Here is a 14,442-nt window from a genome sequence, read left to right on the forward strand (position 1 = left end):
ATTAAAGGCGAATATTCTGTCGAGAATTTTATCTGGCAAACCTATGGTAAGGGCGTTATGGAGGCTAAAGCTATCAATCCTAAAATAAATTGCACGTTTATTTTCAGGCAGCACGAGAGTGATATGAACCTGATAAGCACTGCTTTTAAAGATTATGTTGGCCCGTTTGATACCGAGTTTAAATATGCACGTGCTCGCATGTTTAGCAGCGAAAAACCTACCTGGTTTGATAAGATATACAAAGACGATGTGGTAGACCATAAAATTAAAGTATGGATGAATGTGCGCAACGATGATTTATTTACCTTCCGCTGGGGCAAGCCTGATTATGCCAATGCTTTTATCAAGAATATGCCTAAAAGCTTAATGGCAGGCTATTTCTGGGGACCAGATGGTTATATCTACGGTCGCGATTTTCATAGCAAGGATGAAAATGTTCCTAAATATGAAATTGATAAACAATGGTATTTATTTATGATATGGGGTATGGCGGGCTATAATCCAGACCTGCCCGAGTCTTATTATATAGACAAAATAGCCGAACATTTCCCCGGAGCGGATGCCAAGTTAATGTACACTACCTGGAACGCTACTGCCGACGTAATTGAATGGGTAGATAAGATACATTACCGCCAAAATGATGCAGAGTTTTTAGCCGAAGGCAGCTTTGACATTACCAAATTTAAGGACCTTAACGCCTTTGCCCGCAACGATTGCATGCCAGATCAGGGCGTAACCGCCATAGGTGATTTTGCCCAGAAAGGAAAAGTTGCAGGTGAATTAACGCCTATAGAGGTTGCTGATAAACTAACAGAAACATCAAAAATCTTATTGGCCGGCGCGGCCAAACTAAAAGACAATAATAATTCCGAATTAAAACAAACCATTGGCGATTTTAAAGCTATGGGTTATTTAGCCGATTATTATGCGCATAAAGTAAAAGGCGCTACCTATACAGCGTTATATCGTTTCGCGGGCGATGAAAAAAACAAAGCGCAGGCAGTTGCCGAAACAGGGGCCGAAGTGGCTGCATGGATCAACTATGCCGCAGCAGCATCGGCACAATATAAGCCGCAGCTTTTTGCCCGCACCCAAAACTTAGATTGGAACGCGTTGACCGACTTGGTAAAGCAGGATATTAATATAGCTAAAAGCGCCCAAAAAGGCGAGCCGGTAGCAGTTGCGGCATCTAATAAATTATGGGAAAAGGATAAGAAAAAGTTATAATAAACAAGTATTAATGAACTCCCTACGGTCTATTGTCTTCGTACCTCGCAATTGCGATACCTCTCCGCCGTCATTGCGAACGAAAAGGCTTAAAGTAGCTAACAGTGTACGAAGGGCTTTGATTGCTTACCGGGCGAGTGGTAGCTACAATCAAATACAATTAAATAATTCTTACCGGATATTTTTGACACACGCGCTAAAGGCATGATAAAACATAGCCCTAATAACGACAGGAAATAAGCTAATAGCGGGTTAAGCTTTATTTGGTGGTTTTGGGGAGGTGTCTGGCGGGGTAGACGTTATTTCGCCAAATTCATTCACATAAGCCATCATGCTGTCCAAATCGCCGCTGGTTGGGTTTTCCTTGCGATCTTGTTTGCGTTGGGCCTTATCTTCTTTCTTTTTCTGGCGATTTTTTTCCAGTTGTTTTTTCATAAAGGTTGCTTGAGATTTAGCCATAGATTATATTGAGTTAAGTGAATAATAAATAATATTTATAAAGAAAAAGCATCCCGATTAATCGGGATGCTTCACGATTAAGTTTATAGTGATTTTTTAGATAACTTTTACATTTACCGCACTAAGGCCTTTTTTGCCTTCTTCAACATCAAAAGATACTTTATCGTTTTCACGAATTTCATCAATTAAGCCGGTTGAGTGTACAAAAACATCGCTTCTGTCATTACTCTGTGAAATGAATCCAAATCCTTTTTCGGAGTTGAAAAACTTTACTGTTCCTTCTTTTTGCATTATATTTTATTGAATAAGCCCGCAAGGTAGGCATATATACTGGAATATATACCTTTTTGGTCGATATTAAATTCGATGCCACCTTTTTATATTCCAATATCTGCCGATATTCATTTTACAATGCATACCTTTAAAAACTTCCCAAACAACCCTTAGGCATTGCCCCTTTTCTTTTATCGGTGATATTTAAGCTTTGCGCTAATAATACGTTATACCCGCTGTAACAGGAATATTCTCTGTAGGCATAATATTAAATACCATGAGTAAAGACAGAAAAACCATTAAAGAAAAAAAGAAAGAGCCAAGCGCTAACGTGAATAAAAAACAGTCAAGTTATCAATCTGATAAAGGTTCGGTATCAAAAGCGGATAATGCAATTGGCAAAAAAGCAAAATAATATATGAAAGAGCAATCAATAGAAAACCAGACAAAAATGTACCTGTATGATTTGATGAATACAGCTAAAGAACATGGTTTTAAAACAGATGATAAATGGGAGTTAAGTATGGTGACCGACACCGAAAGGATAAAGATCCAAAAAGATTATTATCCTACTATTGCTACAAAAGTAATTCCTGAGTTTTTATTACAAGTGTTTCACCTGGCAAAATTGCGGCTAAATTTATCATTAAACAAAAATGAAGAAAGCATGGATAACCGCAATGTTGTAACTAACGAGTTGAATTATATAGTAGCCTTTAACCCTAAGCGCCCGCGCACGTAGTTTGGTTTTTTTGAAACAAGTTAATTACCTATTTCGTACTATAAAATCAAAGAATAAAACCATTGTTCTGTTTGTTTTTATAATTTGATAAATGGAAATAAAACCAGATGTAAAAGTTAGGGCCATTATTACCGGTACAACCGGTATGGTTGGCGAAGGAGTGATGCACCAATGCCTGCTGCATCCGCAGATTGAGGCCGTGCTGGTTATAAACCGCAAGCCGGATGGTGTAAAGCACCCCAAACTAAAAGAGATCATCCACCAGGATTTTTCAGATCTAACCGCTATTGAAGATGAGCTAACAGGTTATAATGCCTGTTTTTTTTGCCTGGGCGTATCGTCAGTAGGAATGAACGCAGAAGATTATTACAGGCTCACCTATACCTTAACATTAAACGTTGGCGAAACATTGAGCAGATTGAATAAGGATATGACCTTCTGCTATGTATCAGGCAAAGGAACAGACAGTACAGAAATTGGCCGTTCGATGTGGGCAAGGGTTAAGGGAAAAACAGAGAATGACCTGATGAAACTACCGTTTAAGCAAGTATTTGCTTTTAGGCCCGGTTTTATTAAAGCTATTAAAGAACTAAAACATACGCAGAAGTTTTATAAATATATTGGCTGGCTTTACCCGGTGTTAAGAGTGTTTTTTCCATCAACGGCCTGTACCTTGCAAGAAATTGGCCAGGCTATGGTTCATTCTGTAACCAGGGGATATGCAAAACCTATACTCGAGGTAAAAGACATAGTAGTATTGGCCAGGAATTAGTGGGATGATTTAAAACAAAATATATGATTTTGTTATTGTGTATAAGTCTTTGCATAGACTTCACAATTAGCATGAAACTTTTAACCGAAAAAAAATACCTTTTCCTGTTTTTATTGATAATTTGTATCGTCCCACTACGTGTTAAAGCTTATTCTGTTTTAACCCACGAGGCAATTATTGATGCAAGCTGGGAAAAATCAATCAAGCCATTACTTAAAAAAAGATTTCCAGAAGCAACTGATGCCGATTTGTTAATTGCGCACTCTTATGCTTATGGCGGTAGTTTAATGACTGATATAGGCTACTCTCCATTTGGCAGCACTTATTTTACTAATCTGATACACTATGTCCGCAGCGGCGACTTTGTAAATAACCTGATCTCCGAATCGCAAAACTTAAATGAATTCTCTTATGCTTTAGGTGCATTATGCCATTATATGGCAGACAGGTATGGTCATTCTGTTGGCACTAATATAGTAGTACCTATGGTTTATCCTAAATTAAAAGAAAAATTTGGCAGTGTTGTAACTTATGAAGAGAATCATATAGCGCATAGCAGGGTAGAAATTGCGTTTGATGTATTGCAAATTGCCCGCGGTAATTATGCGTCGCAGGCTTATCATGATTTTATTGGTTTTAATGTTGCCAAACCAGTATTAGAAAAAGCCTTCCTTAAAACATACGGACAGGATATTAACGAAATATTTGGTAATCTTGATCGCTCTATTAATAATTTCAGATGGGCCATACATAGCCTTATGCCAACCGTTACCCGCAGCGCATGGGCATTAAAAAAGAACGAAATAAAGAAAAGTATGCCGGGTATAACGAGCCAAAAATTCCATTACCGCATGCGCCGCAAAAAATATTATGAAGAGTTTGGGCATGATTTGGATAAACCTAAACTTAAAGAACAAATAATAGCTTTTTTATTAACCATAGCGCCTAAAGTTGGCCCGTTTAGAGTTTTTAGATTTAAGGAAGTTAGTAAAAAAGGTGAAAAGCAATTTATAAAAAGCTTTGACACGGTTATGGATAAATATGCCGTTGCTTTGGCACAAATAAATTATAGAAAACCTAATTTACCCAATGTTGATTTTGATACCGGCAGCAAAACAGAATATGGCGAATATGTACTTACCGATAAAACCTATGATGAGTTGGTTGATAAATTGGTACAAAATAAGTTTGTTAATCTTACATTACCATTAAAACAGAATATTATTAATTTTTACAACAAGGCTGATACAACCGCCCTTGCAAAATATAATCCGGCTGATTGGAAAAAAACCAGTGTAGGCCTGCAGCAAATAAAAACAGCGCATTTAGTGCCGCTTGATAGTTTGAAGGCAACCCCAATATCTGGTGAAAAGGCAATTACAAATTAAGGAAGTTAGAAAATTGTTCCAGATTCTTATTTGAGATATTTTTTTATAATATCGGTCAACTCGGTTAAATCAAAGGGTTTTCTTAAATAATCATCAGCCAGGCCCGCTTCTGCAATTTCTTTAATATTACTCACTGCCGAAATAATGATAACCGGGATATGGCTTGTAGCCGGGTTGCTTTTTAATTGCCGGCTTAATTGTTCGCCATTTGCATCACTTTTCCATTCGGTAAGCCAGTTATCTAACAATACCATATCGGGTGCAATTTCGTCTATGGATTTAAGAATTTTAGAATCACCGGAAGAAACTACTTCATAATTTTCTTCCTCTAAAACATAAACAATAGAATCTCTAATGTCTTTGTCATCCTCAATTACCAATATCTTTTTAGCCATAGCCATTATTCGTAAATATAACCATAACAACTCAGTCTATACCTTTTGTTTTACCTTAAGCGAATTTTTAACAGAATTAAATTGATTGTGACAGAAAAAATACTTAAAAGTAACGTGTTCAAGAGATTGAAAACCATTTATGGAACCAAATAGTGTGTTTTACAGGTTTTAATCCAAGTGTCCCAGATGGGTTAGGTCAGGTAGGTTCAGGTAGGACCAGGTGGGTTCAGGTTAGACCAGATTATTTCGTTCAGATATTTTTAGAAAGTTTTGCTATTAAAACAAATGCGGCAGCGCGGCTCATAGCTTTCCTTTTCGCCCAGCAATACCTTTTCTTTACTGGGTACCAGGCGGTAAGAGTAAAGCGCCGGGTTGCCGCATCTAACGCATACGGCGTGTACTTTGGTTACAGACTCGGCAATGGCCATCAGCGTTGGCATGGGGCCAAAGGGGCGGCCCTTAAAATCCATATCTAAACCGGCAACAATTACACGCACACCTTTATTGGCCAGGGTGGTGCAAACTTCGGGGAGCTTATTATCAAAAAACTGGGCCTCATCAATACCAATTACCTGGGCGTGGCCGGCCAGCAATAATATATCTGCAGATTTACTAACAGGAGTAGATGCCTCCGTATTCGAGTTATGCGATACCACATCACGCTCATCATACCGCACATCAAGTATAGGTTTGAATATTTTTACGCTTAGCCTGGCATACCGTGCGCGGTTTATGCGTCTTATCAGCTCTTCTGTTTTGCCCGAAAACATGGAGCCGCAAATAACCTCTATACCGCCGCCACTTTCATTTTTTCGCTTAAAAATTTCTTCAGTGAGCTGCATGCTAAACTTTTAGTAAAAGTCTAATATCAGAATTTAATGCTTAATTTTGGTAAGCAATTTTCTAAAAGGATTATAATGAAGCAGCTGGAAGTATTTAATAAGATAGGCATCATCATAAAAGAGCTAAATGACCAGTATAATTATATAGAAGCTAACCCCGCCAATTTAAATGAGCTGGAACTTGAGCTGTTTGTTGCCAATGCCAAGTTTTTGGCAGATCATGCAGAGATATTAATAAAGCTTAACCAGAAAAATAAAACAGAGAAATTAATTAAAAAGGAAACTACCAGCAACGAGAAATATTTTGAGCCTGTTGTGCAGCCTAAGCCCGAACTAAAAGGCAGTCGCACGCTTTCTGAACCTGCTGATGAACCGGTACCATCTATAGATCTTTCGTCAGGTACGCCGAAAGATTCTTATTCCTTTATAAGGGAGGAGCCCGAGGTTATACGCCATGAATTGGTTGTTGATGAAACTGAAAGTTTGAATGATGATGAGGATGAACTACCGGTAGCCGAAGAAAAAACAGAACAGCCGGTTGCTGTTGAAGAACCCGCTATCCCTAACGAAGAGGAAGATAAATCACCTGCTAAAAATGAGAAAATTGTTAAAGATGAGGTTGTTACCATCAATCAAAAAATATCGTCGCAGCTAAGCAGCAAAACTAATATAACAGAGCAGGCTGGTGCCCAACCTGTCACTAATCTTAAACAGGCAATAACCCTTAATGATAAATTGCTGTATGTGAAAGATCTTTTTAATGGTTATAACCTGGCTTACAGTGAAGCTATTGAAATATTAAACCGATTTAATACGTTTGAAGAGGCCGATCGTTTTTTAAATAAAAACTACGTAGTTAAAAACAACTGGGAGGGCAAGCCCGAAACTATCGGGAAATTTTATGCGTTATTAAAAAGACGGTATAGTTAAGCGTATATCATTACCATCCGGTTAGAATCCAGCTTGATCAGGGTAAATATCATTAACGTAAAACTTAATAATGATGACCCGCCATAGCTGATCAATGGCAAGGGGATACCTATTGATGGCACAATACCTATCGTCATGCCGATATTGATTACCACATGGAAGAAGATTACCGACCCGACCCCATAAGCATAAATACGCGAGAAAGGCGATCGTTGCCGCTCGGCAATGTATATAATACGCAATACTAACAGCAGGTATAGGCCCAATACTACTACAGACCCTGCAAAGCCAAATTCTTCGCCTACTGTACAGAAAATAAAATCGGTACTTTGCTCGGGTACAAACGAATATTTAGTTTGGGTGCCCTGCATATAACCTTTGCCCCAAAGCTTACCAGAGCCAATAGCTATTTTTGATTGATTAACATTATATCCTTTTCCTCTTAAGTCATTTGTTATGCCCAGCACAATATCAATACGGGTTTTTTGATGCGGTTTTAAAACACTGGTATAAAGAAACTTTACGCTAAAAGCAAAAGATATTAGTATTGCAGCACCTAAAAGTACAGTGGTAATTATCTGCCGATTACGCTTAAAAAGTAATACAATTACCAGGGTAAGGGCAATAATTACCCCTATAATAAGCGGCATGTTGTTTAACTTAAGTGTTAAAACAAACAGTGTAATAAATAACCCTTCTAATATTAAAAAGTATGGTGATAAGCCTTCGCGATATAAAACAAAAAGTAATGAGCTAAACACCAGGGTTGAGCCAGCATCGGGCTGCAGCAGGATAAGCAGCATTGGGAAAAATATTATAGCGGCAGCAATAGCGAAGGATTTAATTTCGGTCACTTTTATATTGGTGCCGCTTAAATAGCGGGCAAGCAATAAACAGGTAGCATATTTGGCAAACTCTGCCGGTTGTAACCTAATACCGCCCGGTAGTGAGATCCAGGCCTGGTTGCCACCTACATTGCGCCCGATAATTAATACCAATAATAATAGCAGCGTAGTTACCGAATAAATTGTAGGTGCAAGCGCCGATAAAAAACGGCTCTCTAATAAAAGGATAAAAATGCCAAGGACTACAGATATAATAACAAAAATAAACTGCTTGCCATAATTGGTATCCATATCAACTATAGATGGATTTTTAGGATCAAACACTGCCGAATGGATGCTTAATACACCAATGGTACATAGCGCCAGGTAAATAAATACGGTAAGCCAATCAACATTAAAAAAGAAACTGCGCTGCGGATTACTCATCGTCCTTTCGTTTAATAGCGGCCAAATATTTAATAGTTATATCTTTTTTATTTTTGTTTGAAGCCGACTTAATCAACCCTTTTTTACGGATCGAATCAAGCTTTAATTTTTTTAGGCTATCGGCTTTAACTGTTGCTTTGTTGCCACTATAGGTAGTAATTTCTGGCAAGCGGTTTGCTTCCATAAAGTGTTCGGGCGTAATACCTGATTCGCGCGGAGATATACTACCCTTTAGATATTTCTCTACAATAAAACTTGCAATAGGCGCTGCCCAGTGTGCCCCCTCGCCAGAGTTTTCTACAATAACCGCTATAGCTATCTTTGGATTTTCGCGCGGGGCAAAGGCTACAAAAATAGAATGGTTTTCGCCATGAGGGTTTTGCGCCGTACCTGTTTTACCGCACATAATAATGCCGGGTATTTTAGATTGAATGGCTGTGCCATTTTCAACTACTGCCTGCATACCATCAATAACGGGTTCAAAGTACTGGTAATCTATGCTAACATCGTGTTTAATCAGATACTCTGGCTTTACAATATTTTTTGTGCCAATGCCCTTTATTAAATGAGGGGTATAATAAAAACCATGATTAGCAATGGTACATTCAATATTAGCTAATTGTAAAGGTGTAGCGCCCAGTTCACCCTGCCCAATGGCTAATGATAGTACGGTGCTTGCGCGCCATCTTGCGCCTTTATACATTTTATCATAAAGAGCGGCTTTGGGTAAATATCCCCCCCTTTCAGCCGGTAAATCCACACCAATGCGTGAACCTAAACCAAATTTAGCTACATTGTTTCTCCAGTCATTAAAGGTTGTATCAGTTAGTTTAGGGCCATTTTTATCTATTAGTTTTTGGAAAACCATAGAGAAATATCCGTTACATGAACCTGCAACCGCACCACTTAAATTTACAATACCATGTACGTGCGTACATTTTACCTGCCTGTTGCCAGACATGTAATATCCGGGACAGTTATAAGTAGTTTGGGGGGTTATTATGCCTTCTTGTAACGCAATAAGCGCGCTAAGTGGTTTAAATGACGAACCCGGGGGATAATTTGCCTGTATTGGCCTCACCAAAAATGGTTTATATGGATTTGTAGCTAAAGTTTTATAATTAGTACTACGATCATGTCCAACCAACAAGTTTGGGTCATAACCCGGGCTGCTTACAAATGCCAATATCTCGCCGGTTGAAGGTTCAATGGCTACAATGCTGCCCACCTTGTTTTTCATTAGTTTTTCGCCCAGCTTTTGCAGAGTAATATCTAATGATGAGGTTAAGCGCTCACCCGAAACCGCTAACGTATCGTAAGCTCCGTTAGCATACGATCCTTTTGGTATCCCGCGCGAATCAACCATCTTATTTTGTACACCACGTTGCCCGCGTAAAACCGTTTCATAAGCCTTTTCGACACCCGAGGTGCCAATATAATCACCCAGGCGGTAATACCCGCCATATTTGGCAATGGTAGCATCGTTTACTTCGCCTATACCCCCTAAAAATTGGGCCGCAACCGAATCCGGATAGCTGCGTATAGGGTGTTCTTCTACAGAAAATCCCTGGAACTCTGACATCCGCTCTTGTAGTGAGGCATAAAGTTGCGGTGATAATTGCTTTTCGAACGAGGATGATAAACTTGGCGAATATTTTATAGCTTTTAAAAACAATTTGTCAAACTCGGCTTTATCTATGCCTATAAGTCTGCAAAACTCTAAAGTATCAAATGGTTTAACTTGTTTAGGGATAACGCTGATATCATATACCAATTCGTTTTTTACAAGGGTTATTCCGTTTCGGTCTAATATTGGGCCGCGGGCGGGGTATTTAATAAACTGGCGGATTACGTTTTTATTGGCATAAAGCAGGTATCTATCGTCAATTATTTGGATATAAAATAATCTGCCAAGCAATATCAATGTAAGGGTTATAAATATACCCCCAATAACATATCGCCGTTCAAAAAATTGATTCATTTACGTTCCCTGCTCTTTAAAAATAATAAGCCCGAAATCAACATCAAAAATACGGTAAATATTGAACTTAATACAACGCGTATAAGTGTATATTGTATTTCAGAAAAGCGAAAAACCTCCAAATTGAAAAGAAAGAAGTGATGGAAAAAAGTAAGGACAAACGCATAGGTAAAAAACCACCTAAAACCCATTAAGCTAAGGGTTGGTTCGGGCTCATTATCAAATCCCTCTTTTTGTACGGTAATGCTGATAAATAAAACACGTACAAATGCAAGTAAAACGCATGCTGTGGCATGCAGGCCGGGCGTATCATAAAAAGCATCAATTGTTAAACCCAGTATAAAGGCCAGCGCAAATAATAAAAGGTTGGGCGTTTCAAATGGGAGCAATAAAATGAAAAGAATGTACAAGTAAGGTGTAGAGAGATTGTATAGCGTTATATTTTTTAATAAAAACACTTGTATAAAAACCAATAAAACAAATCTTATTATATTTAGAATTATAGATCTACTCATCCTTCTTCTCCTGGGCCTCCAATCCCAATTGTTCTTTAGCCAGTTTATTGTTTACTACATATACATATTGCAGTTTGCTAAAATCAACAGCTATTGCTACATCCATATTTAAAAATGAGCCCTTACCACTTTTTGAATGCAGGTTAGCTATTTTCCCGATTGGTATGCCTGCCGGGAACAGCGACAAATCTGATGTTACTACCAACTCACCCAGTTTAGGTGTAGCATTGTTTGATACATTGTATAGCAAACCCATGTGCGGGTTAAGGTCATCGCCCCAAATAAACGACCCCAGATCTTTTGTGCCTGCCAGCGAAGCGCTTATAATAGTTTCTTTATGTAATAATGATTGAACGACAGACATGTGCTCACCAACAACTACAACCTTGCCCACCACGCCCGACGAGCAAATTACACCCATCCCTTTGACAATGCCGGCTCCGCTGCCCTTATTGATAGTAAGATAATTATTGCGCCGGTTAATTGAATTATTAATCACTGCAGCATCTATGTACTCATATTGCTGTTTGTAAATAGTATCGGTTACTTTATGCCTGGCAACAGTGTCTATGTAGAAGGATGACTTGAGCTGATCCTTCAACATTGCATTTTCGCGGGCCAGGTTATCATTAACTTCTCTTAAAGAAAGGTAATTTTGCAGCTTATTAAGCTGTGCGTATAAATTACCGGTAACCTGGTTGGTACTGTTAATGAAAGTAGCTTTTTGAAAAGAATTATATTTAATGTAAATAACCAGCGCGCTAACCTCAAATATAACGAACAGGAAAAATGCGTTGTACTTACTGATGAAGATTAGAAGGTTGCGCATCTGTTATTAGATTTGAGACGTGAGACGTGAGATTTGAGATTTTGAATGGTGTCTCATATCTCAAATCTTATATCTCACATCTAAATTATTGCATTAAAAATTTAAAATTACCAATATTTTTAAGGGCAGTACCAGTGCCGCGAACTACTGCACGCAGCGGATCTTCGGCAACGTGAACCGGTAATTTGGTTTTAGCGGCTATACGTTTATCTAAACCGCGTAATAACGCGCCACCACCGGTTAAATAGATACCTGTTTGATAAATATCTGCTGATAACTCTGGCGGGGTAATTTCTAAAGCTTTTAATATCGCTTCTTCAATTTTTGATATAGATTTATCTAAACAATGCGCAATTTCTGTATACGATACCATGATCTGTTTTGGTACCCCGGTCATTAAATCGCGGCCCTGTACAGCAAAATCAGCAGGTGGATCACTTAGCTCAGGTAAAGCTGCGCCAACTTCAATTTTAATTTTCTCGGCAGTACGGTCACCAATCATGATGTTATGCTGGCGGCGGATATATTGTACAATATCCGAGTCAAAATTATCACCTGCAACGCGGATGGATTGATCGCAAACAATACCAGATAAGGCAATAACTGCAATCTCGGTAGTACCACCACCAATATCAATGATCATGTTACCCATCGGCTCTTCCACATCAATACCAATACCTACCGCGGCAGCCATTGGCTCATGTATCAGGTAAACTTCTTTAGCACCTGCAATTTCGGCCGAGTCGCGTACCGCGCGTTTTTCAACTTCGGTAATACCTGATGGGATACAGATAACCATACGCAACGATGGAAAGAACCATCCTTTACCCTGGTTTATCATTTTTATCATTCCCCGTATCATGTGCTCGGCGGCATTAAAGTCGGCAATTACACCATCTTTTAGCGGCCTTACCGTGCGTATGTTATCGTGAGTTTTGCCTTCCATTTGCATGGCCTGACGCCCAATGGCAATAACTTTGTTGGTTGTGCGGTCAAAAGCTACTATCGACGGTTCGTCAACAACAACTTTATCATTATGTATGATAAGGGTATTTGCAGTACCTAAATCTATAGCAATCTCTTGTGTAAAAAAATTAAATAAACCAATTTTTAGTTTGCTTCAAAATATTTTGCAAAGTTTATAAATATATGCTTAATAACATTAACTAATTGTTATTTAAAGCGATAAAAAATGCAATTTATTGTATAAAAGTTAATGTTTAAAATGACGTACACCGGTAGTAACCATTGAAATGTTTTTTTGATTGCACATTTCAACAGAAAGTTTGTCGTTTATTGAACCCCCTGGTTGTAATACGGCTAATATCCCGGCCTCGGCTGCTAACTCAACACAATCAGGAAAAGGGAAAAAAGCATCAGATGCCATTACTGCTCCCTTCAGGTCAAATCCAAAGCTTTCTGCTTTAATAACAGCTTGCCTTAAAGAGTCAACCCTTGACGTTTGCCCCACGCCGCTTGACATAAGCTGGTGATTTTTTGCAAACACTATCGTGTTTGATTTGGTGTGCTTAACCACTTTATTGGCAAAATGCAGGTCCTTTAGTTCCTGCGCCGTTGGCTGCCTGTTGGTAATAGTTGTCATTTGCTCTGGGCCCTCAATTACTGCATCCTTATCCTGCTCAATAACGCCGTTTAACAAAGTTTTAAATTGTTTAGAAGGTAATTCAACAGGCTGCCGAATCAATATGATGCGGTTCTTTTTCCCCTGTAAAATTTGTACAGCCTCATCAGTATATGCAGGCGCTATTAACACCTCATAAAATATTTTGCTTATTTCGGTAGCAGTTTCTGCATTTATCTCATCATTAGCAATAATAACTCCTCCAAAAGCAGATACCGGGTCGCACGCCAAAGCATCAATCCAAGCTTCTTTAATAAAAGATCTGCTTGCAATGCCGCAAGCGTTGGTATGTTTTAAAATAGCTACAGTAGGTTCGGTAAACTCATCTATCAATGCTACAGCGGCATCTACATCAACCAGGTTGTTGTAGGAAAGCTCTTTGCCATGCAGTTTGGTAAACATAGCATCTAAATTGCCATAGAACACACCTTTTTGATGCGGGTTCTCGCCATAGCGTAATACCTGGCTGGCTTGGATGCTTTGCTTAAATACCGGCAACGGATCTTCCTGGTTAAAATACTGGAATATAGCGGTATCGTAGTTTGAAGTTATATTGAAAGCCTTATGCGCAAATTTTTTGCGCTGATCAATAGTCGTAGTTCCGTTTTGCGCTTTTAGGATGCTATCTAATTCGGTATAGTCATCTTTTGAGGCTACAATAACCACATCTTTAAAATTCTTTGCCGCTGCGCGGATAAGAGAAATGCCGCCAATGTCTATTTTCTCAATAACATCGGCATGTCCTGCGCCCGATTCTACCGTCTCTTCAAACGGATAAAGGTCGACGATAACCAGGTCAATTTCGGGTATCTCGTATTGGGTAAGTTGTTGCTGGTCGCCTTCAAAGTTTCTGCGGGCCAGTATGCCACCAAATACTTTTGGATGCAGGGTTTTAACCCGTCCGCCCAAAATAGAAGGATAAGAGGTAAGGTCCTCAACAGCTATAACATCAACCCCAAGGCTGCGTATAAAAGTTTCGGTTCCACCAGTGCTGTAAATTTTTACACCAAGGCGGTTTAACTCCTGAATAATAGGCTCCAGATTATCTTTATAATAAACTGAAATAAGGGCATTTTTAATTGCGACAGACTGACTCATTTAAAGGGAAATTTTTGAGCCGCAAAGGTAATGATTAGTGATTAGAGATTAGTGATTGGAGATGAGTTTTTTGTAAAA

Annotated in this window: 16 protein-coding genes; 6 read left to right on the top strand and 10 right to left on the bottom strand. The window is 38.8% G+C overall.

Translation table 11 applies throughout. The features are described 5' to 3' along the window. On the top strand, positions 1 to 1,227 hold a 1,227-nt coding region (locus JWP71_RS04035; protein ID WP_299497421.1), incomplete at its 5' end, for a hypothetical protein. Positions 1,228 to 1,479: 252 nt separating this feature from the next. On the opposite strand, the gene JWP71_RS04040 is transcribed toward JWP71_RS04035, so the two are convergent. Further along, complete coding sequence (locus tag JWP71_RS04040) at positions 1,480 to 1,686, bottom strand: hypothetical protein (RefSeq protein WP_299497422.1); 207 nt, start codon at positions 1,684 to 1,686, stop codon at positions 1,480 to 1,482. Between the two features lie 96 nt (positions 1,687 to 1,782). Then, positions 1,783 to 1,977: a cold-shock protein gene (locus JWP71_RS04045; protein ID WP_299497423.1), complete on the bottom strand. Its 195-nt coding sequence runs from the start codon at positions 1,975 to 1,977 to the stop codon at positions 1,783 to 1,785. A gap of 259 nt (positions 1,978 to 2,236) precedes the next feature. On the opposite strand from JWP71_RS04045, the gene JWP71_RS04050 reads away from it, so the two are divergent. From JWP71_RS04050 to JWP71_RS04065, 4 genes are all read left to right on the top strand, one after another. Then, the gene (locus tag JWP71_RS04050; RefSeq protein WP_299497424.1) at positions 2,237 to 2,374 is read left to right on the top strand and encodes a hypothetical protein; all 138 of its coding nucleotides are present in this window, start codon (positions 2,237 to 2,239) and stop codon (positions 2,372 to 2,374) included. 3 nt (positions 2,375 to 2,377) lie between these two features. After that, positions 2,378 to 2,701 carry a hypothetical protein gene (locus JWP71_RS04055; protein ID WP_299497425.1) on the top strand — a complete coding sequence of 108 codons (324 nt, stop codon included), beginning with the start codon at positions 2,378 to 2,380 and terminating at the stop codon, positions 2,699 to 2,701. A 91-nt stretch (positions 2,702 to 2,792) separates the two neighbouring features. After that, positions 2,793 to 3,473: an NAD-dependent epimerase/dehydratase family protein gene (locus JWP71_RS04060; RefSeq protein ID WP_299497426.1), complete on the top strand. Its 681-nt coding sequence runs from the start codon at positions 2,793 to 2,795 to the stop codon at positions 3,471 to 3,473. Positions 3,474 to 3,544: 71 nt separating this feature from the next. Further along, entirely contained in the window at positions 3,545 to 4,861 is a 1,317-nt protein-coding gene (locus JWP71_RS04065) for a zinc dependent phospholipase C family protein (RefSeq protein ID WP_299497427.1), read from the top strand. A 26-nt stretch (positions 4,862 to 4,887) separates the two neighbouring features. Here the strand turns inward: JWP71_RS04065 and JWP71_RS04070 are convergent, their stop codons facing one another. Together JWP71_RS04070 and JWP71_RS04075 are read right to left on the bottom strand one after the other, a co-directional pair. Then, positions 4,888 to 5,256, bottom strand: coding sequence for a response regulator (locus tag JWP71_RS04070; protein ID WP_299497428.1), 369 nt, complete (start codon positions 5,254 to 5,256; stop codon positions 4,888 to 4,890). A gap of 260 nt (positions 5,257 to 5,516) precedes the next feature. Beyond that, positions 5,517 to 6,098, bottom strand: a complete 582-nt coding sequence (locus tag JWP71_RS04075) for a thymidine kinase (RefSeq protein ID WP_299497429.1) — start codon at positions 6,096 to 6,098, stop codon at positions 5,517 to 5,519. A 75-nt stretch (positions 6,099 to 6,173) separates the two neighbouring features. Here JWP71_RS04075 and JWP71_RS04080 point away from each other — a divergent pair, with 75 nt between their 5' ends. Beyond that, positions 6,174 to 7,028, top strand: coding sequence for a hypothetical protein (locus JWP71_RS04080; protein ID WP_299497430.1), 855 nt, complete (start codon positions 6,174 to 6,176; stop codon positions 7,026 to 7,028). Here the strand turns inward: JWP71_RS04080 and rodA are convergent. The 6 genes from rodA to purH form a co-directional block, all read right to left on the bottom strand. Then, complete coding sequence (gene rodA / locus JWP71_RS04085) at positions 7,025 to 8,299, bottom strand: rod shape-determining protein RodA (RefSeq protein WP_299497431.1); 1,275 nt, start codon at positions 8,297 to 8,299, stop codon at positions 7,025 to 7,027. The genes JWP71_RS04080 and rodA overlap by 4 nt on opposite strands. Next, the gene (gene mrdA / locus JWP71_RS04090) at positions 8,292 to 10,280 is read right to left on the bottom strand and encodes a penicillin-binding protein 2 (protein ID WP_299497432.1); all 1,989 of its coding nucleotides are present in this window, start codon (positions 10,278 to 10,280) and stop codon (positions 8,292 to 8,294) included. Before mrdA ends, rodA begins: the two co-directional genes overlap by 8 nt. Further along, positions 10,277 to 10,669 carry a rod shape-determining protein MreD gene (locus tag JWP71_RS04095; protein ID WP_366143517.1) on the bottom strand — a complete coding sequence of 131 codons (393 nt, stop codon included), beginning with the start codon at positions 10,667 to 10,669 and terminating at the stop codon, positions 10,277 to 10,279. The genes mrdA and JWP71_RS04095 overlap by 4 nt, the downstream gene beginning before the upstream one ends. Positions 10,670 to 10,787: 118 nt before the next feature. Beyond that, positions 10,788 to 11,624, bottom strand: a complete 837-nt coding sequence (gene mreC / locus JWP71_RS04100) for a rod shape-determining protein MreC (protein ID WP_299497434.1) — start codon at positions 11,622 to 11,624, stop codon at positions 10,788 to 10,790. A gap of 85 nt (positions 11,625 to 11,709) precedes the next feature. After that, entirely contained in the window at positions 11,710 to 12,732 is a 1,023-nt protein-coding gene (locus JWP71_RS04105) for a rod shape-determining protein (RefSeq protein ID WP_299497436.1), read from the bottom strand. A gap of 105 nt (positions 12,733 to 12,837) precedes the next feature. Then, complete coding sequence (gene purH / locus JWP71_RS04110) at positions 12,838 to 14,364, bottom strand: bifunctional phosphoribosylaminoimidazolecarboxamide formyltransferase/IMP cyclohydrolase (RefSeq protein ID WP_299497435.1); 1,527 nt, start codon at positions 14,362 to 14,364, stop codon at positions 12,838 to 12,840. Between the last annotated feature and the right edge of the window lie 78 nt (positions 14,365 to 14,442).

The sequence above is a fragment of the Mucilaginibacter sp. genome (assembly GCF_028287845.1).
Classification (GTDB): domain Bacteria; phylum Bacteroidota; class Bacteroidia; order Sphingobacteriales; family Sphingobacteriaceae; genus Mucilaginibacter.